Here is a 23,982-nt window from a genome sequence, read left to right as displayed (position 1 = left end):
TTTCATAACTAACGTATCCAAATGTGGGGATATAGGATAAGATAGTTATTTCTCTATAATACGAAAGGGGTGTTCGTATGCAAGATGTACAAATCAAACATGAAGATTTAGGTTTGTCAAATGAAGATGTACTTGCTATGTTCGAAACAATGTTAATGGCCAGAAGATTAGATGAGCGTATGTGGTTATTAAATCGCTCTGGTAAAATTCCGTTTGTTATTTCTTGTCAAGGCCAGGAGGCAGCACAAGTTGGAGCAGCCTTTGCACTTGATAATAATAAGGATTATATTGCACCATATTATCGTGATATGGGTGTGGTTTTACATTTTGGTATGACACCAAGAGAACTGATGTTGTCTGCATTTGCAAAAGCAGAAGATCCAAACTCCGGTGGTCGTCAAATGCCAGGTCACTTTGGTCAAAAGAAAAATCGTATTCTAACAGGATCATCTCCTGTCACAACGCAAGTTCCGCACGCAGTTGGTGTTGCGCTTGCTGGACGTCTACAAAAAGAAGATTTTGTTTCTTTCGTTACGCTTGGGGAAGGTTCATCTAACCAAGGAGATTTCCATGAAGGAGCAAACTTTGCGGGTGTTCATAAGCTACCCGTTATTATTATGGTAGAAAACAATCAATATGCTATCTCTGTGCCAGTTGAACGTCAATTAGGCTGTGCCAAAGTATCTGATCGTGGTATTGGTTACGGTATGCCGGGTGTGACGGTAGATGGTAAATGTCCATTACAAGTGTATAAAGTGGTAAAAGAAGCAGCAGACCGTGCACGTAATGGAGAAGGTCCAAGCTTAATTGAAACGGTGACATATCGTTTAACAGCCCATTCTTCAGATGATGACGATCGTCAATATCGTACGGCTGAAGATATTGCAGAAGGTAAAGCAAAAGATCCGATTCTATTATTTGAAAAGTATCTGATGGATGCTGGCGTTATGACAGAAACAATTCGCACTGAAATGGAACAACGTGTGATGGCTGAAGTAAATGAAGCAACAGATTATGCAGAAGCGGCTCCATATGCACAACCAGAGCATGCACTTAAATATGTTTATGCACCAGTGGACGGAGGTGACATGTAATGGCAGTTATGTCTTATATTGATGCGATTACATTAGCAATGAAAGAAGAGATGGAACGTGATGAGCGTGTTTTCATTTTAGGAGAGGACGTTGGTCGTAAAGGTGGGGTATTTAAAGCCACAAATGGACTATACGATCAATTCGGCGAATATCGCGTGCTAGATACACCACTTGCAGAAAGTGCCATCGCAGGCGTTGGAATTGGTGCTGCAATGTATGGTATGCGTCCAATTGCAGAAATGCAATTTGCTGATTTCATTATGCCAGCTGTCAATCAAATCGTTTCGGAGGCAGCGAAAATTCGTTACCGTTCCAATAACGATTGGACTTGTCCAATGGTCATCCGTGCTCCTTTTGGTGGAGGCATCCACGGTGCACTTTATCATTCACAATCCGTTGAAGCACTTTTTGCTGGGACACCAGGTTTGAAAATTGTCATACCATCAACACCATATGATGCAAAAGGTTTACTGAAAGCGGCGATTCGTGATGAAGATCCGGTATTATTTTTCGAACATAAACGCGCGTATCGCTTAATAAAAGGTGAAGTACCGCTAGATGATTACACATTACCAATTGGTAAAGCAGATGTGAAACGTGAAGGGGACGATGTAACAGTAATTACGTATGGTTTAGCAGTTCACTTTGCCCTCCAAGCGGCTGAACGTCTAGCTGCAGATGGTATTTCCGCTCATATCCTTGATTTGCGTACGGTTTATCCTCTTGATAAAGAAGCGATTATTGAGGCTGCAAGTAAAACAGGCAAAGTATTACTTGTCACAGAGGATAATAAAGAAGGCAGTATCATGAGTGAAGTTGCCGCGATTATTGCAGAACATTGTTTATTTGAGCTTGATGCTCCAATTCAACGTCTAGCAGGACCTGATGTGCCAGCCATGCCATATGCACCAACAATGGAGAAATATTTTATGATTAATCCTGATAAAGTTGAACGTGCAATGCGAGAACTTGCTGCGTTCTAACAGATCACAATAAGGCTGAATGAAAAAACGAAAAGCCTCAGACGGATGAACAGATTTTGACTTACGTGTAGGTAAGTCAAAATTTGTCTAATTGCCTATCTACGTTTAATGATTTTAGCGCTGCATCAGGTACAAGGACGCCTAGGCTTAATTGATGGGAGGAATAAAGGATGTCAGTTCAAAATATTACAATGCCACAGCTCGGCGAAAGTGTAACAGAAGGTACAATTGAAAAATGGCTTGTTAAGCCTGGAGATACAGTTAAAAAATATGATTCATTAGCAGAGGTTGTTACAGATAAAGTAAATGCTGAAATCCCATCATCATTTGAAGGGGTTATTACGGAGCTTCTTGCGCAAGAAGGTCAAACCTTGCCAGTTGGGGCAGTCGTATGCTCGATTGAAATAGCTGGAGAGGGCGAATTACCACCTCCACCAGCTGAAAAAAAATCAGCAGTAAGCACAGCTATTTTAAATGCTGGTGTTCAAAAGAAACAGGAGGCACCACAGCAGGTGGCAGCTCCAGCAGCTGCACCAAAAGAGGCGCGTAAAGATAAAGTACGCTACTCACCAGCCGTTCTTCGACTTGCACAGGAGCACGATATTGCACTCGATCAAGTGACGGGCACAGGTGAAGGTGGTCGTATCACAAGAAAAGACCTGATAAAGCTAATTGAAACTGGCAATATCCCTACAGCAAATGATGTCGCACCAACTTCATCAACGGTGCAACCTACAGTTGAGCCAGCACCGACAGCACCACAGCAACAAGTGGAAAAAGCAGTTGCACCTGTACCTGTTCATCCTGGAGATATTGAAATTCCAGTGACAAAAGTGCGTCGTGCGATTGCAAATAATATGGTAAAAAGTGTCCATGAAGCACCACATGCTTGGATGATGATGGAAGTGGATGTAACAGATTTAGTGTCTTATCGTGATAGCTTAAAGAATGAATTTAAGCAAAAAGAGGGCTTTAATCTTACATATTTCGCCTTCTTTGTAAAAGCAGTTGCTCAAGCATTAAAGGAATTCCCAATGCTGAATTCAATGTGGGCGGAAGATAAAATTATCCAAAAGCATGACATCAATATTTCGATTGCAGTAGCAACAGATGATGCCCTATTTGTGCCTGTTATAAAACACGCAGATGAAAAATCCATTAAAGGAATTGCTAAAGAAATCCATGAACTTGCCAATAAAGTTCGTACAGGTAAATTGGCAATGGGTGACATTACTGGTGGTACATTTACTGTTAATAATACGGGAGCATTTGGCTCTGTTCAATCGATGGGGATCATTAATTACCCACAAGCAGCGATTCTTCAAGTGGAAAGCATTGTAAAAAAACCAGTCGTTTTACCAGGTGGAATGTTTGCTGCACGTGATATTGTGAATTTATGTTTATCATTAGATCATCGTGTGTTGGATGGACTTGTATGTGGTAAATTCCTAAATAGAGTGAAAGAAATACTCGAAAATACAAATAAATCTTCAACGTCAGTCTACTGATGACTCGTCGGAAACCTGCTGTATAAGGGTTTCCGATTTTTTTTATGCTTTTCGAGTCGCAATTTGTCATGTAGAATAACAAATAGAAACTACTAAGGGGGGAAGCTGATTAAGCGTCCGCATGTCAAACAACATGAAAAATATTGAATTTGAAAAACCAGCCTATTCAGACTGGCAAGATGCAGCAATCAAAGCTTTAAAAGGGAAACCATTTGAGTCACTATTTTCCAAAACAAATGAAGGTGTTACATTACAGCCGCTTTACACGCAAGAAAGTTTAGTAGCTAAGCTTGGAGAAGAGCTTGATTTACAAGTTGCCACAATCCGTTCCCTACAAAATAGTCAAGCGTTTCAGGTGGCACAGCAAATTCACGCTGATACAAGTGAAGCATTTTTTGCACAGCTTGAAGATAGTTTAGCGCGAGGCAATGAAGTGATTACAGTGGATAGTCGTGTGAAGTTTGATTGGACAGAAGAAGTATTGGTCAAATTAGCATCATATTTCTCAGAATATTCATTTAAAATTACTATTAAAAATACAAAAGACCCATTATTAGCAGTATTTGACAATATTGCAGAGGATCAACGTGAAGCCGTTAAAGGTTTCATTGTTTCTAAGGACCCGATCTCTTTCAACGCATTTCCGAACGTGCGCTCAGTCAGTGCTGACACGACCGTTTATCACAATGAAGGTGCCAACGCAGTACAAGAGCTAGCCTATGCACTTGCATTAGCAGCCAAGTTTGCAGAACAGGAAGAAAGCTTTGAAGCATTCTCGAAGAAGTTTTTTGTAATCTTTGCCATTGATACACAATTCTTTACGGAAATTGCCAAACTTCGTGCTTTTAAAGTACTTTGGAAAGCGTTCTCATCTGCTTATGGTGTGACAGACAGTGTAAAAATCCCAACGGTTGCTGAAACATCACTAAGAAGCTTTTCTAAATTAGATGTGTATGTCAATTTATTACGTTCTTCCAATGAAGCGCTTTCTGGTTTAATTGGTGGAGCTGATCTCTTTACTGTTCATCCGCATGATGTGTTAACGAAGCCTACGGAACAATCGATTCGTATCGCTCGGAATGTATCATTAATATTAAAAGAAGAAACAAATGTTTTGAAAGTGACAGATCCAGCAGGAGGCTCTTATTTTATTGAGTCGTTAACAGCAGACTTTGTAAAAGAAGCATGGGCATTATTTTTAGATATCGAGGCTGCTGGCGGGATGGATGAATATATAGCGTCTGGCAAGCTTGCGGAAGAAGTGGCAACCACTTATCATACTCGAATCAAAGCTGCATCAACACGTAAGCAATCATTAATTGGAACGAATATTTATGCAAATCCAGCAGATGTACTTGAGCAGGATACAAACCCATTATTTGCTGATATCAAACGTATTGCTGTTCCATTTGAGAAGTTGCGTGCAGAAATGACAGCAGCTGATGTGAAAACAGGTATTTTAGCATTAGGGTCATTAAAAAGCTCTAAGCCACGTGCAGATTTTGTAGCTGGTTTCTTAAATACAGTTGGTCTTGTTCCAGAAAAAAGTGAGCCAGTGGCAACTGCTGAAGAGGCGATTGCTTGGTTGCAGGCTACAGAGGCTAAGTATGTTGTAATTGCAGGCAGTGACGATGATACAAAGGCACTTGTACCGGCTATTTTAGCTGCACAACCAGCAAATGTGCTTATAGATGTTGCAGGTAAATTTAAAGATGAAGAAGAAGCATGGTTAGCAAATGGTTTAAACGGCTTTATTTTCGCAGGACAGAACATCATTGAAAAATTACAGTCCGTGTTTGCGAGCATGAAGGAGGTCCAACGATGAGCAAGCCTAATTTTAATGTAGTAGAAATAGAAAAAGTGTTAACAGCTGAAGCCCCACAAGCGTCTGACGACAAGTTTATGACAAATGAAGGGATTGAAATTAAAGATATTTACACGAAGGAAGATATTAAAGATGCGAAACATTTAAACGATGTAGCAGGTATTGCACCTAATACACGTGGACCATACCCTACTATGTATGTAGCACGTCCTTGGACCGTTCGCCAATACGCAGGTTTCTCAACGGCTGAGGAATCCAATGCCTTCTATAAACGAAATTTGGCAATGGGGCAAAAAGGTCTTTCTGTAGCGTTTGACTTAGCGACGCATCGAGGCTATGACTCAGATCATCCACGTGTAACAGGGGATGTAGGGAAAGCTGGTGTTGCTATTGACTCTGTTGAGGATATGAAAATCCTTTTCGATCAAATACCGTTAGATCAAATGTCCGTTTCTATGACAATGAATGGAGCAGTTTTACCAGTTCTTGCCTTCTATATTGTGGCAGCTGAAGAGCAAGGGGTAACACCAGACAAATTAGCAGGTACAATTCAAAATGATATTTTAAAAGAATATATGGTGCGTAATACATATATTTACCCACCAGCTATGTCAATGCAAATCATCGCAGATATTTTTGAATATACAGCGAAATATATGCCAAAATTTAACTCTATTTCAATTTCTGGTTACCATATTCAAGAAGCTGGCGCAACAAATGACATTGAGCTTGCCTATACGTTAGCAGATGGCTTGGAATATGTACGTACAGGATTGAAAGCAGGAATTGATATCGATGCCTTTGCACCTCGTCTATCGTTCTTCTGGGCAATCGGTATGAATTATTACATGGAAGTAGCTAAAATGCGTGCAGCACGTCGTATTTGGGCACAAATGATGTCAACATTTAATCCGAAAAATCCGAAAACATTAGCATTACGTACCCATTCTCAAACATCGGGCTGGTCTTTAACGGAGCAAGATCCATTTAACAATGTGGCTCGTACATTATTCGAAGCGAATGCATCTTCAATGGGACACACACAATCCCTCCATACCAACGCACTGGATGAAGCGATTGCACTTCCAACAGATTTCTCGGCACGTATCGCGCGTAATACACAGTTATTTTTACAAGAGGAAACAGCGATGACGAAAGTGATTGATCCATGGGGCGGTTCGTACTATGTGGAGAAACTAACAGAAGAAATTACGCAATCCGCTTGGGCATTGATCGAAGAAATTGAAGCACTTGGAGGGATGGCCAAAGCGATTGAAACAGGACTTCCGAAAATGAAGGTTGAAGAAGCCGCAGCCAAACGCCAAGCAAAAATTGACTCTAAAACAGAAACCATTGTAGGAGTGAATAAATATCGCTTAGCAAAAGAAGAGCCAATTGACATTTTGGATATTGATAATACAATTGTTCGTCAAAAACAAATTGAACGTTTAGAAGCGATGAAGGCAGCACGTGATGAAGCAGAAGTTCAAAAACATTTAGCTCGCTTAACAAAAGCTGCTCAAGATGGTGAGGAGAACTTACTAGCTGTGGCGGTGGATGCAGCACGTGCGCGTGCCTCTTTAGGTGAAATTTCTGATGCTATCGAGGCGATTTCTGGTCGTCATAAGGCCGTGATTCGTTCTATTTCAGGTGTTTACTCTGCCAATTTCTCAGATGAGGAGCAAATTGCGGAAGTGAAGCAAATGACAGAAGAATTCCTTGAAAATGAAGGACGTCGTCCACGTATTTTAGTAGCAAAAATGGGACAGGATGGACATGACCGCGGTGCCAAGGTGGTCGCAACGGGCTATGCTGATTTAGGCTTTGACGTAGATATTTCACCATTATTTATGACACCTGCTGAGGCTGCTCAAATGGCTGTTGAAAATGATGTCCATGTCATTGGTGTATCTTCACTAGCAGCAGGTCATAAAACATTAGTGCCTGAATTAATTGCGGAGCTTGAAAAGCTAGGTCGTGAAGATATTATCATTATTGTTGGTGGTGTTATTCCAGCGCAAGATTATGACTTCCTTTACGATGCTGGTGCAGTAGCCATTTTTGGACCAGGTACAGTGATTCCTGTATCTGCACAAAAAATTATTGAAGAAATCTACAAACGTTTAGGCTATGAGGAAGTGTCTGAATAATGGACAAAAACAAAGGAATGGAAGACAGTGCGCTATTTGTCATGGACGGAGTCGAGGCAACTCACGACGGTATGCAGTATGGCACACCTAAAAAATTCCGAAAGAAAAAGGCAGACAATATGAATGTAGGAGAGCTTGCTCAACAAGTACGTGTGGGCTCTCGCACACATTTATCAAAAGCCATTACCCTCATTGAAAGTGCCAACGCTACTCATAAAGTGCAAGCACAAGAATTATTACAGGAGCTTCTTCCGCATACAGGAAATAGTATTCGAATTGGCATTACCGGAGTTCCAGGAGCGGGGAAAAGTTCATTCATTGAGGCTTTCGGAACAATGCTTTGTGACATGGGGAAACGAGTAGCTGTTCTTGCGATTGATCCAAGTTCTTCCTTATCAGGTGGGAGTATTCTTGGCGATAAAACACGCATGGAAGAGCTCGTTAAGAAGCCTACTGCATTTGTTCGCCCATCTCCATCGGCAGGTACCCTTGGGGGTGTTCACAAAAAGACCCGTGAAACAATGTTAGTTTGTGAGGCGGCAGGCTATGATGTGATTTTAATTGAAACGGTTGGTGTAGGGCAAAGCGAAACCTACGTCCGTGGGATGGTTGATTTCTTTCTACTCCTTGTGTTAACAGGGGCAGGAGATGAATTGCAGGGCATGAAAAAAGGCATCATGGAATTAGCGGATGCCATTGTCGTGCATAAAGCAGATGGCGATAATGTTCGTTTAGCCAAAAAAACGGTTGCAGAGTATAAGCAAATTTTGCATTTTTTACAGCCCGCTACACTCGGTTGGATGTCTACAGCAATGCCTGTTAGTTCATTAGAAAAACGGGGACTTGATAAGGTTTGGGAGACAATTGGAGATTTCAAGCAAATTGTTGAAGCCAATCACTATTGGGCTACTCGTCGACAACAACAAACAAAAGAGTGGTTTCAATCGATGATTACCGACCATTTAATTGATCAATTTTATGGGAATCCACAGCGTAAAGCACAGGTACTGCTACTTGAACGTCAAATTTTAAGTGGACAACTGACTGTCACACAAGGTGTCGATCGTTTATTTAACGAAGAGCAGGAAGACAAGTAAACGAATCTTAGTATTCAACTGAATTGTGATGAGCAAGTAGGTGCACAAATTCGTTGCAAACTGCTATGATAAGAGATGGATGAGCGTCAAAAAATTTTATAGGCAATCATGCTGAATGGACGCGAACTTGAAAGGAGCTATCGCTATATGAATATGGATTACGATTTATTTATGCAGGAAATTTTAAAAACAGCACGTGCTGAAATTGAGGCAGCGGGTTACGAACAACTACAAACACCAGAAGCTGTTGAAGAGGCGTTTACTCGCCCAGGTACAACATTAGTAATGGTGAACTCAGTATGTGGTTGTGCGGGCGGTATCGCTCGTCCAGCAGCGGCACAATGTGTTCATTATGATAAACGTCCCGATCATTTAGTTACAGTGTTTGCAGGGCAAGATAAAGAAGCGACTGCAGCGGCACGTTATCATTTTGGAGAAGATCACCTACCTTCTTCACCATCTTTCGTTCTATTAAAAGATGGACAAGTAGTTGCAGAAGTTGGTCGCTATGAAATTGAAGGGCATGATCCAATGTCCGTTGTGACAAACTTACAAGCAAACTTTGAAGAATATTGTGATGAGCTTTAATTCTATTCTTGCATAACAAAAATGAATTCAAATGAAGTAGAAAAGCCTCATAGATCACAGAATCTATGTAGGCTTCCTACTATCATCATGTATAGATAGTTTCATTATTACTAAAATTTTTGTAATATTGGCTAAATAATTAGCTAAAAGAGTGAAGAGTACTAAACGATAGGAGGCAGTCGGCCTGAAGAAATTTTCAATCGGCTATCGAACTTTAAAGACAGCAATTGGTGCGGCCATCGCTATTGCCATTGCTCAGTATTTTGATTTAGCCTCGTATGCATCTGCTGGTATTCTAACCATATTATGTGTGCAGCCAACGAAAAAAAAATCTATTCATGCAGCTTATACACGATTGGTCGCGAGTATTGTGGCAATGCTTTTTGCCTTTGTAAGCTTTGAATTTTTTACTTATCATCCGCTTACATTAGCAGGCATGCTCCTGTTATTCATTCCAACCATTGTATCATTAAAGGTAGCAGATGGATTTATTTCTAGTGTTGTAATTATAATGCATATTTATGCTGCTGAAGGTTTTTCATTAGCACTTGTTTATAATGAATTAGCGTTGATGGCAATCGGTTATGGAACAGGGATTGCCATTAATATGTATATGCCAGACATACAAAAGGAATTAAATTACTACAGAGTTAAAATTGAGGAGCTATACAGCAAGATTTTTTTAGAAATTGCCACCTATTTACGTCAAGGAGACACGCTATGGAATGGACATGAAATCATTGAAGCAATCCGAACGCTAGAAGAGGCAAAATCATTGGCGTTTAAAGATGTTGAAAACCATTTTATGAGACTTAAAAATGATTACTATGTGTATTTTGATATGCGTGAGCAGCAGCTAGAAATTATCGAACGAGTATTGCCAAAAGTGACGACACTACCTGTTATAGTACAAGAGGCTGAAATTGTGGCAGATTTTTTACAAGACCTCGGTGAGCATGTTCATTCGGGGAATACGGCAAGTCATTATCGAGAAAAATTAGAACATGTAAAACGTGATTTTTCTCAGCTGCCTTTACCGCAAAACCATGAACAATTTATCGCTCAAGCTGCTCTCTATCAGTTTATCGAGGAGATGGACAGGTATTTAGAAATAAAGCAGTCATTTAAGGGCTTAAAGGCTAAAAAAGAGCGCCCACAGTAACGTGGACGCCTCGGGCTTTGCCTTAAACTAACATGGATAATCCGAATGCTAGAGATGAGATTAGCATAATCGCGATCATGCTATAAACAACGATTTTTTGAAATTTTTTATTACTCATATGCTCGTTCGCTCCTTCTTTTCTTATAAATAGTTTAGCAAATCTGAAAAATTTCTCAAGTAGTAGAGTTTTGACAAAAAAATCTGTAAAATAGAGTATGTACCATAACAGAAGGAGATGTCACCATGGAGAAAGTAGACCATATTGGGATTGCAGTGCGCGATCTTGATGAACGCATTACATATTATACAGAAACTTTAGGCTTAAAGTTGATGAAAGTAGAAGAAGTAGAATCTCAACAGGTTCGTGTGGCATTTATCGACGCAGGTAACGTGAAATTAGAGCTATTAGAACCAATGAGTGATAAAAGTGCCATTTATGGATTTATTGAAAAACGTGGAGAGGGAATTCACCATGTTGCCTTCGGTGTAACAGGAATTCGTGAGCGTATGGCAGAGCTTCGTGAAAAGGGTGTACGTCTATTATCGGAAGAGCCAGGACCTGGTGCTGGAGGTGCAGAGGTTGCATTTATGCATCCTAAATCCTCATTCGGGGTGTTATATGAATTATGTGATAAAAGTGGAAAAGGGGATAAGTGATCATTATGGATATGTTCGACAAAATCAATGACTTGTATGACCGTAAGACTGTAATTGAACTTGGTGGTGGCTATGAGCGCATCGAAAAACAGCATGAAAAAGGGAAATTAACAGCTCGTGAGCGTATTGATTTGCTACTAGATGAAGGGACATTTTTCGAAATCAACCCATTTATTACTCACCGTACAGTAGACTTTGGGATGGATAAAATGGAAGGCCCTGGTGATGGTGTAGTTACTGGTTTCGGTAAAATTAACGGACGTCCAGTATACTTATTCTCCCAAGATTTCACAGTGTTTGGTGGGGCGCTTGGTGAAATGCATGCCAAAAAAATGGCGACAGTGATGGATCTAGCTGCTAAAAACGGTACACCATTTATCGGTATTAATGATTCAGGTGGTGCACGTATCCAAGAAGGTGTTCTGTCTCTAGATGGCTACGGTCATATTTTCTACCGCAATGCGATTTATTCAGGCGTGATTCCGCAAATTTCTGTTATTATGGGACCTTGTGCTGGTGGAGCGGTTTATTCGCCAGCTATCACAGACTTTATCTTAATGGTGGATAAAACATCTCAAATGTTCATAACAGGACCTAAAGTCATCGAAACTGTAACAGGTGAGAAAATCTCTGCTGAAGATTTAGGTGGTTCAAAAGTAAATAATGCGGTAAGTGGGAATGCTCATTTCCGTGCGCCATCTGAAGAAGAGGCAATTGAAGAAATTAAAAAACTATTAAGCTATTTACCACAAAACAATAAAGAAAAGGCACCTCGACAAGCTCGACCTGAAGGGGATGACTACCGTCCAGAAATCGTGGATACAGTGCCAATCGAAACAACACGTCCATATGATGTTCGCAAAGTAGTTGAGCAGGTAGTGGATGAAGGTTCATTCATGGAAGTACATGCAGAGTTTGCGAAGAACGTAGTAGTTGGTTTTGCACGTATTGCTGGTGAATCAATAGGGCTTGTTTGTAACCAACCAAAAGTACTTGCTGGTGGATTAGATATTGATTCTTCTGATAAAGCAGCTCGTTTCATCCGTACTTGTGATGCGTACAATATCCCAATTATCACATTTGAAGACGTATCTGGCTTCTTCCCAGGCGTTAAACAAGAGCATGGCGGTATTATTCGACATGGTGCAAAGATTCTTTATGCATATTCAGAAGCTACAGTACCAAAAATTACAGTGATTTTACGTAAAGCTTATGGAGGCGCTTACGTTGCTTTAAACTCTAAATCAATCGGTGCTGACCTTGTATTTGCATGGCCAAATGCTGAAATTGCTGTTATGGGTGCTGCTGGCGCAGCGAACATCATCTTTGCCCGTGAAATTGCGAAATCAGATGACCCAGAAGCAACACGTGCAGCAAAAATTGAAGAATATAAAGAAAAATTCGCCAACCCGTATGTGGCAGCATCTCGCGGCATGGTAGACGATGTAATCGATCCACGAGATACACGTATGAAGCTGATTCAAGGACTGGATATGCTTTCAAATAAACACGAAACACGTCCTGAGAAAAAGCACGGGAATATTCCTCTATAAAATGAGTACAAGCCTAGTAGCTAATGAGTTGCTAGGTTTTTCATTGCTAAAAAGTGAAACATTTTTTCTTGCCATCCGTACTGATATAGTAAGAGGAGTTGAGATGAATGGAATGGAAGCAATTGCAAACAGAGCAAGTAAAGATTCATGCACAACTAAGAAAGGCATCAAGATTAAACGAGCAAAGCGAATTATTGCATAAGCAGATTCACTATACACAACAGGAAATAGACAAACATACGACAGCCCTCAACCAAATTCGATCAAAACTTGATAAATTGGATGGCTTCTCATTTATGAATATGATTCGTACGTGGACTGGACAACAAGATGAACTACGCGCTGAAAAAATTGATAAAGCAGCAGTTCTTGAATTAAAGATTAGTGAAGCGAAGAAAATGCAAGCGGATTTAACAGAAGATAGTGTTCAAGTAACCAATAAGCTAGCTCAATTTGATGAAATGGCGTTACAACAAGAACTTCAACAAATCTATGCGAAAAAGAAAAAGTACTTACAGCTTCATGATGTTGCTCAGGCAAAGAAGCTAGAGCATTTAGCACATGAGGAAATGGTAACAAAGCAACTCATAACAGAAATTCAAGAGGCTGAGGAAGCGGGGGAAGTAGCTCTAACAAAGCTAGGGCAAGCAGCAGCCTCTCTTCATTCGGCTAGTGGCTATTCCTCCTGGGATACTTTCTTTGGTGGCGGGCTGATTGCCACTCACTTAAAGCATGATGCACTCGATCAGTCAGAAAACTATTTACATCGGGCTCAAATCGCGTTGCAACGTTTTCATAATGAATTATTGGATGTTCATGAGATGTCAACGAAATCGCTGCATGTAGAAACAGATGGGTTTGTGAAGTTTGCTGACTACTTCTTTGATGATATTTTTTCTGCATGGTCTGTCCATTCTAAAATTTCAACAGCAAGAGAACAAGTTTCACGGGTTCAGGACGATGTACATAATACCATTTGGCGCTTACAGGATAAACAAAATAAAGCAAATAACTACCTACAAGCTATAGAAAAAGAAAAAGAGGCTATTGTCAATGCCTAAGGAAAGTCTGAGAATTTTTCATAGTTTTGGAAAATAAAACTACCACAGAACTTTTGTGAAAGATGAAAGTGGATTTCCGTTGCAGGCCGCTTCCTTCGCTACCGCTCCGTTTAGAGGCTCGCCTGTCTCGCTATCCCACGGGAGTCAAGTAGCCCTCCACTCCAATCCATAAAAATATTTCTTTTTAGTAAAGGTTTTCAACTAAAGAGAAGGTATTCACTACTCTTTATGGAGGGGGGTTGTCACACATCACTTCTCCACATTGAAAATAGGAGCCTATCCTTGCTCTAATAAGACAAATAATGAGCTAAGGAAAAGACAATTTTGCACATGGTTGATTGGAGTGGAGCCAGCGTCACTCCTAGGGTATTTAGCGTCATAGAGGAGACCCTGGAGCGAACGCAGTGAGTGAAGCGGGGGCTCATCAGACGCCCCCTGGAAAGGACGCTGGCGGAACGGACATCAACCTCTCACCTTGCTAAAGGTTCTTTTTCTGCTATTGGCATCACCTTTTTTCAACAATATGGGAAAGTCTGAGAATTTTTCTCAGACTTTTTAGTTTGGTAGGATTGTTCAATGATTTCAACTCTTCTGACCTTGTGCTAAAATAGTACATATACTATAACGTGGCAAAACACGTAAACTAAGGGAGTTTTACAACATGACAAGTCGTTTAGTAGAAGAGTTTTTTGAGCTCGTTCAAATTGATTCAGAAACAAAACATGAACAAGTAATTGCACCAATTCTTGTAGAAAAATTAACTGCACTTGGTTTTACAGTTATCCAAGACGATGCTCATACGCGTAATGGACATGGAGCAGGTAATATTATTGCTACATTAAAAGGCACATTAGATGTGGAGCCAATTTACTTTACGTCTCATATGGATACAGTTGTTCCAGGGAAAGGTATTAAACCTTCTCTACGTGAAGATGGTTATATCGTATCAGATGGCACGACGATTTTAGGTGCTGACGATAAGGCTGGTCTAGCAGCACTTTTAGAGATGGTAAAATGTTTAAAAGAGCAAAATATTGCACATGGAGATATTGAATTTATTATTACGGCTGGTGAAGAAAGTGGGCTTGTTGGAGCAAAAGAGCTAGATCCAACCATGATTAAGGCGAAATATGGCTTTGCAGTAGACAGTGATGGGAAAGTGGGAGGCATCGTGACTGCAGCACCATTCCAAGCGAAAATTTTTGCGAAGATTATTGGCAAAACGGCACATGCAGGGGTGGCTCCTGAAAAGGGTATTTCCGCTATTACAGTGGCATCAAAATGTATCGCTCAAATGAAGCTAGGTCGTTTAGATGAAGAAACGACTGCAAATATTGGACGTTTTGAGGGTGGACAAGCGACGAATATTGTTTGTGATGAAGTGACAATTTTAGCAGAAGCGCGCTCTATTGACCAAGCTAAATTAGATGCACAAACAAAGCATATGAAGGAAACTTTTGAGCAAGTTTCGGCTTCACTAGGCGCACGTGCTGAAGTAGAAGTGAAGCTGATGTATCCAGGATTCCGTGTAACAGAAACAGATAAAGTAGTTCAAGTAGCCATCGCAGCTGCACGCAATATTGATCGTACACCAACATTAGGTATTTCAGGTGGCGGCTCGGATGCGAATGTGATTGCTGGCTTTGGCATTCCTACCGTTAATCTATCAGTTGGCTATGAAGACATTCATACAACAAATGAAAAAATACCAGTAGAAGAATTAGAAAAATTAGCAGATTTACTTGTAGAAATCGTCAAAGAATCGGCGAAAAACTAACAGTCAAATAGAAGGATGTGACCGCATGGAAAGTGTCAAAGCAGTCGTTTTTGCTTGTGGGACAGAGGAATACGCAGTGCCTGTGGAGCAAGCAATTTCAATTGAAAAATTAGAGCATGTAACACCTATCCCTCATTTACCTAATTATCTTTTAGGCTTTACAAGAATTCGTGGTGAGCTTGTACCTGTTCTTGATTTTGAACGAATATTGTACAACCGCTCATCTAATACAGCAACTGCTCGTATTATTGTTTTAAATACAGACGTGGTTAATTATGGATTACTGGTGACAGAAGCTCGAGAAATTCTTGATTTTGATGATTCAGTACTTCAACAATTGGGCCTTGTTAATTACAGTAAAACACGCTACTTTACGGCTGTAGCTAATCTTGAGAACCGTATGATTACTTATGTCGATCCAAAAATATTGGTCAATTCATTAGATGGCATTCGTGAGATTATCGATTATTTACACAAAATGCTTGAAAATGAAAAAGAAAACGTGGAGGCATAGGCACTCTAAGTTTTCTTAGTGTTGAAAAAACAACACAATCACTAGGATTTTGTGTACGGCGAAAAGGCTTGTCGCTGACGCATTGCTTTCGCGCAGAGCAAAACCTAGGGGCTAGCTATTCCATATTCCACGGGACTCAAGTAGCCTTGTTGTGACTAATCCCTTCACATTTAAATAAAGGCATAAGATAAAGAAAAGACACCTTTGCAACATGGCGGAACGGCTATCAACCTCTCGTCTCACCAAATGTTTATGGACATCGTCTTTTTTCATAGGTTGACAATATGGTCATAATAAAAAGCCCTTCCAGCAAACTGGGAAGGGCTTTTCGTTTGTTATTAAGACAGTCGACCACTGTAGTCTTCAAATTTAAATTCACGAATGACTTTACTGCCTTCTTCATCGTTATAAGAAACGATAGAAGGTAAGTTGACACCATTAAACATATGGTTTTTAACCATAGAATAATGAGCCATATCTGTAAAGACAAGACGATCGCCTGGTTTTAATGGCTGATCAAATGAATAATCACCAATTACATCACCAGCAAGACATGTAAGTCCGCCTAAGCGATACGTATGCGCGAATTCATTTGCTTGACCAGAACCGATAATCATTGGACGGTACGGCATTTCAAGTACATCAGGCATATGACATGTTGCTGACGTATCTAAAATAGCAAGGTCCATGCCATTTTTTTGAATATCAAGTACTGTAGCGACTAAATAGCCTGTATTAAGTGCTACCGCTTCGCCTGGTTCTAAGTAAACAAGCAGGTTGTATTTTTCTTGAATATAGTTAATGATGTTAACAAGTTTTTCGACATCATAATCTGCACGCGTAATATGGTGGCCACCACCGAAGTTTAACCATTTCATTTGATGTAACACATCACCAAATTTTTCTTCTACTACTTCAATAATACGTTCTAACGTGTCGGAATTTTGTTCACACATCGCATGGAAATGTAAGCCATCAATGCCGTCAAGCTGTGATTTATCGAAGTTAGCCAAAGTTGTACCAAGGCGAGAGTTCGTGTAGCAAGGATCGTAAAGTGCTGTTTCAATTTCAGAGTACTCAGGATTCACACGAATACCACATTCAATTGTTTTTCCAGCAGATTTTACTTTCTCTTTGAACTGAGCCCATTGGTTAAATGAGTTAAACACGATGTGATCCACATAGCCTAGAAGCTCGTCCATTTCATGCTCAATATAAGCAGGAGCATAGACGTGTACTTCCTTGCCCATTTTTTCATAGCCTAGACGTGCTTCATGCAAGGAGCTAGCAGTAATACCTGCTAAATATTCCCCAACTAATGGGAATGTTGAATGCATGGAAAAGCCTTTTAGGGCTAGTAAAATGCGGCAGCCTGTACGATCTTGAATTGATTTTAAAAGCTCAAGATTTTTTGTTAATAATCGCTCATCCACTACATAAGAAGGGGATGGAACTTTTGAAAAATCAATTGGTTTCATCGGCTTAATTCCTTTGCATCTAAATCAAGGTCAAGTAATTCTGGGTTATGACTTTCTTGCCATGGTAGACCCCATTTATTTAGTGCATCCATGAATGGATCTGGATTGAAGTCTTCTACATTCCAAACACCTGGTTTACGCCATTCGCCATTCATCACAAGCATAGCACCGATCATGGCTGGTACACCTGTTGTGTAAGAAATCGCTTGTGAACCCACCTCGTTATAGCACTCTTCATGGTCACATACGTTGTAGACATAATACGTTTTTTCTTGCCCATCTTTTAGACCGCGTATGATACAACCGATATTGGTTTTACCTTTTGTACGTGGTCCAAGAGAAGCTGGATCTGGCAATACCGCTTTAAGGAAGTGGATTGGTTGAATCATTTGACCTTCAAATTCGATTGGTTCAATAGATGTCATACCAACGTTTTCTAATACTTTTAAGTGTGTTAAGTATTTTTCAGAGAACGTCATCCAGAAGCGGATTTGTTTTAAACCTTTGATATTTTTTGCAAGTGATTCAAGTTCTTCATGGTATAGAAGATAAATATCTTTTGGTCCGATTTCTGGAAGGTTATACACTTCTTTTTTCTCAAGTGGTGCTGTTTCAACCCACTTGCCTTCTTTCCAGTAACGACCATTCGCTGTAATTTCACGAATGTTAATTTCTGGGTTGAAGTTTGTTGCGAAATGGTAGCCATGATCTCCCGCATTCGCATCCACGATATCAATATAGTGAATTTCATCAAATTCATGTTTTTGAGCATGAGCTGTGAAAACGCCTGTTACACCTGGATCAAAACCGCTACCAAGTAATGCAGTTAAGCCAGCTTTTTCAAACTTCTCTTTATAAGCCCATTGCCATTTATATTCAAATTTTGCCGTTTCAGGTGGCTCGTAGTTTGCAGTATCCACATAGTGCACACCTGTCGCTAAGCAAGCATCCATAATCGTTAAGTCCTGATAAGGTAATGCCACGTTAATCACAACATCCGGTCCGAAAGCTTTAATAAGCTCAATAACCTCTTCTGTATTATCCGCGTCTACCTGTGCAGTATGAATTTTTGTTTTTCCGCCGTCTAGTTTTTCTTTTAGAGCGTCACATTTTGAAACAGTTCTACTTGCGATACAAATTTCCTCAAATACGTCCGAATTTTGAACACACTTGTGTACCACAACACTGGCAACTCCGCCAGCTCCGATAATCAATGCTTTACCCAATTGTCTACCCCCAAGTTCATATAAAGTATTGTCAAACAAGCTGATTATACAGAAAATTGATATACTACTCAATCATTGTTTTAAAAATTTCTACAAAAATTTTTATTTTACTACAATAATTAGACGTAATCAGAGGGGAATACCTCGAGAAAGTAGCTAATTGTGTATGAAAAAAACTAATTTATTGAGCTCATTTGTAGATTTTGTTAGATGAAGTTGTTCAAACTAATCTAGCCTCTCATCATAGAATTTCATGTGCTTTATTTTTCTCACCTTTTGAGCTGTACATAAAAAATCCCTTTCACCCTATAAGGTAAAAAGGGATGTACAGCATAATAAAATCAACTACTTTCAATCGTTTTAGTAGTGTGTCAAAACAGGCTAATTTTATGCTAATTATTTCAAAAAGCGATTGGGTATCTGTTGTTTTTCTTCTCCCCATATATAAAAGAAAACCACAAGTAATGTACTTAAAAACCCCATCACAAGAGCATACGTACTGAGGGCTACATGCACTTGACTTTGCATAGCATAAATAAAAATAGCTCCTATCGTTAACAAATTTCCTGTAACAAGCGATATAAAATGAAAGCGTTTATTCATAGCAAGCCCTCCTATTAGATGATAAGGTAATGCTCCATGATGAAGAGAGTTCGCTTCAATTATCGCATAATTCAGAACTTTTATCCATCGCTTTTATTATATTAGTAATATTAAAGATGCTTTTTAAATACATCTTTTTGTAGTATGATTGAGGAATAATAGGGAATATTCATAGATGATTATTAGAAAGGGGAGAGGATGAATGGTGAAATTACGCAATTCATTAACTTTTCAACTTGGGACGATTATTGCTGGTATTTTAGTGGTGATGCTAGGGATTACGTCGTTCGCTACATACATAACTGCTTACAATAAACTATATGATGCTGCTGGCGTGGAGGCCTATGGCTGTGCCAATATCACAACAGGTTTAATTGATCCAGCATTAATGGACAAGGCCATTCAGGGCGATCAAGATGCACAGGCGCGTATTGGACATGATTTAAACTGGACAACGGGCCATAAGGACATTTTTCAAACGCAATATATTTTAGCACTCGATGGCACATTATTAGCGCTGGATGAACATTTAGCTGAGGAAGGTCTCGCACCTGGCGATTCATTTTATTTAGATAAAGAAGCCATTGATATGTTGCTGACACATAAGCATCCAACATACTCACAGCCCTATAATTTTGCTGGTATGGATCGCTTATCAGGCTATGCACCTATTTTTAAAGACCATGATTCTAGTAAAGAAATCATTGCAATTAGTGTCATCGATTTTGATGCCAATATCGTAAAAGAACGAACGTGGGATGTCGTGCGAAATGGTATCTTAATAAGTATTTTCCCTATGCTTATTGCTTCGATCATTACAGGCTTTTTAATTCGTCGAAAAGTGAAACCGATTAGTGTGCTAATTCAGCAGGCTAAAGAAATTGCGAATGGGAATTTAGCTGTACCTGAAACAAAAATTCATAGTAAGGATGAAGTAGAGGATTTAGCAAATACCTTAAATCGAATGACCGCTAATTTGCAAAATATGATTATGACGATGCGCTCCACTTCTAATACTTTAGCTAATAACTCAGATGAAATCGCTTCCACGTTGCACGATATGAGTAATACGATTCAAGGTGTTGCGAACAATATCGAAGAGGTCACAAGTGCTGTGACGGAAGGGATGCATCATGCTGAAAATGCGACAGATGTTCTGACATCTTTAGCAGAGGACCTTCAAATGATACAGCACAATGCCAATGACAGTGCTGAGAATGCTCGACAAACGATGAAATTAGCAACAGAGGGTGAGCGACTAGCAAAGGATATAAGTAATGATATGGCATTGATTCATAACGGTTCAGGTGAAGTTCGACAAACAGTCGAAAACTTGGTCACATCAGCAACCAAAATACAAACGATTACTACCTCTATTGCTACTATAGCCTCCCAAACGAATTTACTAGCTTTGAATGCTTCCATCGAGGCGGCTAGAGCAGGGGAGCATGGGAAGGGTTTTGCCATTGTTGCTGAGGAAGTACGCAAGCTTGCCGAGCAGTCCAATCAAGAGGTTTTACAAGTCGAACAGCTAATTCAAGACATTATGAAACATGTTCAGCAAGTGATGACATCTACGAATGATAATACGCAATATATCGAAAAAGGCACAGAGACAGTGCGTTTAACCGCGCAATCTTTAGGCAATATTTCCACAGCAGTAGCCACAACGGTAGAAGAAATGATTATGCTTTCTCATGCTATGACCGCTGAAAATGAAAAATCAGCTCGTATTGTTCAAATGATTCAACAATTAACAGAATCCATTAGAGATATAGAAGAAACGATGAATATGATTACGGTAGCAGCACAGCAAACAACAGCAAGTATTGATGAGGTAGCACAAGGTTCTAATGAAACAAATCATATGGCTCATACACTTGAACAGCATGTAAAAGCGTTTAAATTAAAAGAATTGTAGAAAGATTAGGACAAGTTGTCTTTTGCTTCTATTGCGAAGATGGTACACTAGCTATAAGATTTGTCTTTTGTGAAGTGGAGGATTTAAATGGTGGTAAAACAACTGGATGAGCAAGTTCAACAAGTTAATGACTTATTTTTGAGTGGACAGGTAAAGGAAAGCTATCAACTGGCTAAAAGAATAATAATGAATCATGCAGTGGTTGAAGAGGAGGCCTATCAATTCATCCAACAGCATGTGGCCATGCTAGAGGCGAACGGGTATGCGAGTATGCCTCACCCCACTGATGAAAAGGTGAAACAAAGTGTAGAACGCACAGATGGTTCTTATCCAGAACGAGATGTTCTCACGGCTTATATTGGGAGTCAGGATGATGAGCAATTTGGAAAAGTAATCGATGAATTATTAGCAGGGTCTATTGAAGCACAGGCGAATGCTTATTATACAATGGCGGAATACTTTGTTCTTGCTGAAGAACGAGACAAGGCAACAGCACAGTATGCAGAGGCAATCAAATTGCAGCCCAATAAGGCGCTCTATTGGGGAGCTTTTGCCCAGTTTTTGAATCGTCAGGAGGGCAGCCCCTATCTGGCATTACGATTAATTGAAGAAGCTATTCTACTAGATGGGATGAATCCACGTTGGCACTATATTCAAGGCAATATTTTTTTACAGCTAGTAGCAGCGACGAAAAATTTAAGCTATTTACCTGCCTTAGAAGAGGCGTGGAACAAAGCTGAAAAACGGTGTAGCGCTAAGCAAGTTGCATTGAAAATGGATCTTGTAAAGTCACGTGATCTGTTAACACAATGGAAAAAGCAAATGCTATAACGATTAAAAACTGTCTAGCAAAGTATTAATAATTATTTGATTTTAAGTATATTTATGCTATCATAAAAAGATAAACGGACGTATGAAGCTTATCGATTACATGAAAGAAGTGTTTTTTTGAGTTTATATGTAGCGTATGTATTGGTAGGACTTGCCATTGCCATGCCTGTAGGAGCTATTACTGTAGAAATGACAAAGCAAGGACTCAAAAATGGTTTTATGCATGGCTGGGCTGTAGGGCTTGGTGGCATGACCATTGACATTGTATTAGTTTTTGCTTTATACATGGGACTAGCCTCTATTTTGGCTATGCCGATGGTCCAACTTCCTATGTGGATTATTGGAGCAGGCTTTTTATTCTTGTTAGGCTATGATTCTATCAAGAATGCAGACCATGATATTACATTAGCAGGAGAAAAAGTAACCAAATCGTTTTTTGCCTCTTATTTTAATGGCTTATTGGTCGCAATTTCGCCTGGTAATCTTGTATTTTGGGTCAATGTATTTGGTGTAGTGCTAGCTAAATCTTATGGACAAGGACAGCCGACAAACTTTTTAATTATTGCTGCTGGCGTTCTTAGCGGTATTTTACTCCACGACATCGGTTTGCTGACCATTGTGTCAGTCACTCGAAAAGCTATGAACCGTAAGATGATTAAGACATTTACAATTGTTGCAGGATTCTTATTGATTGGTTTTGCTGGTTATTTTATATATGAATTTATTCAAGCAATTAAGATTTATATATGAAAAGTGCGATCTTCTAGATCGCACTTTTTTTATGGTACCATCAGTGCTGCTTGATGCTCATGGATACAGGCGATAATTTCTTCCGCTACTTCATGCGCTAGCGATAGTTCTGAAGTAAAGCCCACACAGGAGCAATTCATTTCACCTAAAATATAACCATCTTCTCCAGCCTCATTCGTATCTAACATAAAGTCAGCCGTCCAAATCAATGGTAAATCATAATTGCCTAATAGGTTCGTCACTTGTGGGAGTTGTGCTAAAAAATTTTGTACGAGCTCTTGCCAATCTGCAGGCTGGTCATAGCGATATTGGGCACCTGAGAAGAGTGTGGCGCTAAAGGCATCCTCAGTATCTGCCGGTTTTTTATGTACTACATAAATAGGGCGGTTTCTCAACATGAATAAGCGAATTTCACCTTCTGTAATTCGCGGAAGAAATCGCATATCGATTAACATACCATTCGTCCCTGTAATATACGGCTCACAAAATGTCATGAACTCGCCAAGCTGCCAATATTCAACATGATTATCTTTCGCTTCTGTACATTTGATTTGTGCATCAAGTGGTACTTCAGTGATGCCCTTGGCAAGCGGATTCATCAATTGTACACGCCAAATACCTTCACCCGTTGAACCACGATTTTGCTTCAGAACACGTTCTGTCGAAGCTAAGGAGATAGGGAATTGCGTTTTGAATGCTTCTATAGTGTAGTAGGCATATGTATCATCAGGTACTAAATTCGTTGATGTAAGCTTTGATAGAGCATCTTTCGAGCCGTAGCTAATCATCGCATCAGGATGTGGCATTCCGATAATTCCAGCCTGGCACAGCTCTCGTAGCATGGTAAAATACGCTTCCTCATGCTGTAAGTTACCAGGGTTTATACGCGATACATAGGCAACACCATGTTCCTTCACATAGTCAAAGATTTGCTGTTTTTTTGTGACATCAAAAAATAGCACCTCTGCATCTTGCCCACGTTCCTTTAGGGCATCCACCATCGGTAGGGTGTCTGGGCGATAGCCGTCGGGTCCTTTATCTGTGCCACCCTCAACCTCGAAAAAAATAACTTTTTTATCCATAAAAATACCTCCTTTTGTCTGCTATTAAATTCAGTATAGTAGACAAATCAGGAAAAAAGATAGATGAAATATGTAAATTTTATGTATAAATTTATATATTACTAGTCCTGTTTTAGGAGGTA

General features: G+C 39.8%; 21 protein-coding genes. 16 read left to right on the top strand and 5 right to left on the bottom strand.

The genetic code is table 11. From position 1 onward, the window contains the following. The first annotated feature begins 77 nt into the window (after positions 1-77). The 8 genes from NST76_RS13410 (at position 78) to NST76_RS13375 (ending at position 10,407) form a co-directional block, all read left to right on the top strand. Entirely contained in the window at positions 78-1,094 is a 1,017-nt protein-coding gene (locus tag NST76_RS13410; protein ID WP_036122822.1) for a thiamine pyrophosphate-dependent dehydrogenase E1 component subunit alpha, read from the top strand. Continuing rightward, entirely contained in the window at positions 1,094-2,077 is a 984-nt protein-coding gene (locus tag NST76_RS13405; protein WP_008179931.1) for an alpha-ketoacid dehydrogenase subunit beta, read from the top strand. Before NST76_RS13410 ends, NST76_RS13405 begins: the two co-directional genes overlap by 1 nt. A 170-nt stretch (positions 2,078-2,247) precedes the next feature. Beyond that, positions 2,248-3,585 carry a dihydrolipoamide acetyltransferase family protein gene (locus NST76_RS13400; RefSeq protein ID WP_058844037.1) on the top strand — a complete coding sequence of 446 codons (1,338 nt, stop codon included), beginning with the start codon at positions 2,248-2,250 and terminating at the stop codon, positions 3,583-3,585. 121 nt (positions 3,586-3,706) lie between these two features. Continuing rightward, positions 3,707-5,410, top strand: coding sequence for a methylmalonyl-CoA mutase family protein (locus NST76_RS13395; protein ID WP_342503672.1), 1,704 nt, complete (start codon positions 3,707-3,709; stop codon positions 5,408-5,410). Further along, positions 5,407-7,560, top strand: a complete 2,154-nt coding sequence (scpA, locus tag NST76_RS13390) for a methylmalonyl-CoA mutase (RefSeq protein ID WP_036122829.1) — start codon at positions 5,407-5,409, stop codon at positions 7,558-7,560. The genes NST76_RS13395 and scpA overlap by 4 nt, the downstream gene beginning before the upstream one ends. After that, positions 7,560-8,657 (top strand): methylmalonyl Co-A mutase-associated GTPase MeaB, encoded by a 1,098-nt coding sequence (gene meaB, locus NST76_RS13385; protein WP_036122834.1) that lies wholly within the window; start codon positions 7,560-7,562, stop codon positions 8,655-8,657. The genes scpA and meaB overlap by 1 nt, the downstream gene beginning before the upstream one ends. Before the next feature lie 147 nt (positions 8,658-8,804). Beyond that, positions 8,805-9,245, top strand: coding sequence for a BrxA/BrxB family bacilliredoxin (locus NST76_RS13380; RefSeq protein WP_036122837.1), 441 nt, complete (start codon positions 8,805-8,807; stop codon positions 9,243-9,245). A gap of 184 nt (positions 9,246-9,429) precedes the next feature. Beyond that, positions 9,430-10,407, top strand: a complete 978-nt coding sequence (locus NST76_RS13375; RefSeq protein WP_036122840.1) for an aromatic acid exporter family protein — start codon at positions 9,430-9,432, stop codon at positions 10,405-10,407. A gap of 22 nt (positions 10,408-10,429) precedes the next feature. On the opposite strand, the gene prli42 is transcribed toward NST76_RS13375, so the two are convergent. After that, complete coding sequence (gene prli42 / locus NST76_RS13370) at positions 10,430-10,525, bottom strand: stressosome-associated protein Prli42 (RefSeq protein WP_155273190.1); 96 nt, start codon at positions 10,523-10,525, stop codon at positions 10,430-10,432. Between the two features lie 125 nt (positions 10,526-10,650). Between prli42 and mce the strand changes: the two genes are divergently transcribed. The 5 genes from mce to NST76_RS13345 all read left to right on the top strand — a co-directional run bounded on the left by mce (position 10,651) and on the right by NST76_RS13345 (position 15,969). Further along, complete coding sequence (mce, locus tag NST76_RS13365) at positions 10,651-11,064, top strand: methylmalonyl-CoA epimerase (RefSeq protein ID WP_141903613.1); 414 nt, start codon at positions 10,651-10,653, stop codon at positions 11,062-11,064. Positions 11,065-11,069: 5 nt separating this feature from the next. Then, on the top strand, positions 11,070-12,617 hold the full coding sequence (locus NST76_RS13360; RefSeq protein WP_340809203.1) for an acyl-CoA carboxylase subunit beta: 1,548 nt from the start codon (positions 11,070-11,072) through the stop codon (positions 12,615-12,617). Positions 12,618-12,724: 107 nt separating this feature from the next. Beyond that, positions 12,725-13,678 (top strand): hypothetical protein, encoded by a 954-nt coding sequence (locus NST76_RS13355; RefSeq protein WP_058844039.1) that lies wholly within the window; start codon positions 12,725-12,727, stop codon positions 13,676-13,678. A gap of 661 nt (positions 13,679-14,339) precedes the next feature. Next, positions 14,340-15,455 carry a M20/M25/M40 family metallo-hydrolase gene (locus NST76_RS13350; protein WP_089934711.1) on the top strand — a complete coding sequence of 372 codons (1,116 nt, stop codon included), beginning with the start codon at positions 14,340-14,342 and terminating at the stop codon, positions 15,453-15,455. Positions 15,456-15,480: 25 nt separating this feature from the next. Next, on the top strand, positions 15,481-15,969 hold the full coding sequence (locus NST76_RS13345; protein WP_036119903.1) for a CheW domain-containing protein: 489 nt from the start codon (positions 15,481-15,483) through the stop codon (positions 15,967-15,969). Between the two features lie 338 nt (positions 15,970-16,307). Here the strand turns inward: NST76_RS13345 and nspC are convergent, their stop codons facing one another. The 3 genes from nspC to NST76_RS13330 all read right to left on the bottom strand — a co-directional run bounded on the left by nspC (position 16,308) and on the right by NST76_RS13330 (position 19,276). Then, the gene (gene nspC / locus NST76_RS13340) at positions 16,308-17,447 is read right to left on the bottom strand and encodes a carboxynorspermidine decarboxylase (RefSeq protein ID WP_036119906.1); all 1,140 of its coding nucleotides are present in this window, start codon (positions 17,445-17,447) and stop codon (positions 16,308-16,310) included. Beyond that, entirely contained in the window at positions 17,444-18,673 is a 1,230-nt protein-coding gene (locus NST76_RS13335) for a saccharopine dehydrogenase family protein (RefSeq protein WP_036119909.1), read from the bottom strand. The genes nspC and NST76_RS13335 overlap by 4 nt, the downstream gene beginning before the upstream one ends. 396 nt (positions 18,674-19,069) lie before the next feature. Continuing rightward, positions 19,070-19,276 carry a hypothetical protein gene (locus NST76_RS13330; protein WP_036119912.1) on the bottom strand — a complete coding sequence of 69 codons (207 nt, stop codon included), beginning with the start codon at positions 19,274-19,276 and terminating at the stop codon, positions 19,070-19,072. 202 nt (positions 19,277-19,478) lie between these two features. Between NST76_RS13330 and NST76_RS13325 the strand changes: the two genes are divergently transcribed. The 3 genes from NST76_RS13325 (at position 19,479) to NST76_RS13315 (ending at position 22,778) form a co-directional block, all read left to right on the top strand. Next, positions 19,479-21,197, top strand: coding sequence for a methyl-accepting chemotaxis protein (locus NST76_RS13325; protein WP_342543996.1), 1,719 nt, complete (start codon positions 19,479-19,481; stop codon positions 21,195-21,197). Positions 21,198-21,284: 87 nt separating this feature from the next. Beyond that, entirely contained in the window at positions 21,285-22,028 is a 744-nt protein-coding gene (locus NST76_RS13320) for a hypothetical protein (protein ID WP_036119916.1), read from the top strand. A gap of 117 nt (positions 22,029-22,145) precedes the next feature. Further along, positions 22,146-22,778, top strand: a complete 633-nt coding sequence (locus tag NST76_RS13315) for a LysE family transporter (RefSeq protein ID WP_036119920.1) — start codon at positions 22,146-22,148, stop codon at positions 22,776-22,778. Between the two features lie 29 nt (positions 22,779-22,807). On the opposite strand, the gene NST76_RS13310 is transcribed toward NST76_RS13315, so the two are convergent. Further along, the gene (locus tag NST76_RS13310) at positions 22,808-23,860 is read right to left on the bottom strand and encodes a Cj0069 family protein (protein ID WP_342543994.1); all 1,053 of its coding nucleotides are present in this window, start codon (positions 23,858-23,860) and stop codon (positions 22,808-22,810) included. Positions 23,861-23,982: the final 122 nt, after the last annotated feature.

The sequence above is a fragment of the Lysinibacillus sp. FSL W7-1291 genome (assembly GCF_038593415.1).
Lineage (GTDB): Bacteria > Bacillota > Bacilli > Bacillales_A > Planococcaceae > Lysinibacillus > Lysinibacillus fusiformis_D.
This window is presented reverse-complemented; position numbering and strand designations above follow the sequence as displayed.

Coding starts and splice junctions, on each gene's coding strand:
- nspC (WP_036119906.1), bottom strand. CDS start 17,447: ATGAAACCAATTGATTTTTCAAAAGTTCCATCCCCTTCTTATGTAGTG.
- NST76_RS13405 (WP_008179931.1), top strand. CDS start 1,094: ATGGCAGTTATGTCTTATATTGATGCGATTACATTAGCAATGAAAGAA.
- NST76_RS13310 (WP_342543994.1), bottom strand. CDS start 23,860: ATGGATAAAAAAGTTATTTTTTTCGAGGTTGAGGGTGGCACAGATAAA.
- prli42 (WP_155273190.1), bottom strand. CDS start 10,525: ATGAGTAATAAAAAATTTCAAAAAATCGTTGTTTATAGCATGATCGCG.
- scpA (WP_036122829.1), top strand. CDS start 5,407: ATGAGCAAGCCTAATTTTAATGTAGTAGAAATAGAAAAAGTGTTAACA.
- meaB (WP_036122834.1), top strand. CDS start 7,560: ATGGACAAAAACAAAGGAATGGAAGACAGTGCGCTATTTGTCATGGAC.
- NST76_RS13355 (WP_058844039.1), top strand. CDS start 12,725: ATGGAATGGAAGCAATTGCAAACAGAGCAAGTAAAGATTCATGCACAA.
- NST76_RS13380 (WP_036122837.1), top strand. CDS start 8,805: ATGAATATGGATTACGATTTATTTATGCAGGAAATTTTAAAAACAGCA.
- NST76_RS13320 (WP_036119916.1), top strand. CDS start 21,285: ATGGTGGTAAAACAACTGGATGAGCAAGTTCAACAAGTTAATGACTTA.
- NST76_RS13330 (WP_036119912.1), bottom strand. CDS start 19,276: ATGAATAAACGCTTTCATTTTATATCGCTTGTTACAGGAAATTTGTTA.
- NST76_RS13360 (WP_340809203.1), top strand. CDS start 11,070: ATGGATATGTTCGACAAAATCAATGACTTGTATGACCGTAAGACTGTA.
- NST76_RS13395 (WP_342503672.1), top strand. CDS start 3,707: ATGTCAAACAACATGAAAAATATTGAATTTGAAAAACCAGCCTATTCA.
- mce (WP_141903613.1), top strand. CDS start 10,651: ATGGAGAAAGTAGACCATATTGGGATTGCAGTGCGCGATCTTGATGAA.
- NST76_RS13345 (WP_036119903.1), top strand. CDS start 15,481: ATGGAAAGTGTCAAAGCAGTCGTTTTTGCTTGTGGGACAGAGGAATAC.
- NST76_RS13325 (WP_342543996.1), top strand. CDS start 19,479: ATGGTGAAATTACGCAATTCATTAACTTTTCAACTTGGGACGATTATT.
- NST76_RS13410 (WP_036122822.1), top strand. CDS start 78: ATGCAAGATGTACAAATCAAACATGAAGATTTAGGTTTGTCAAATGAA.
- NST76_RS13400 (WP_058844037.1), top strand. CDS start 2,248: ATGTCAGTTCAAAATATTACAATGCCACAGCTCGGCGAAAGTGTAACA.
- NST76_RS13350 (WP_089934711.1), top strand. CDS start 14,340: ATGACAAGTCGTTTAGTAGAAGAGTTTTTTGAGCTCGTTCAAATTGAT.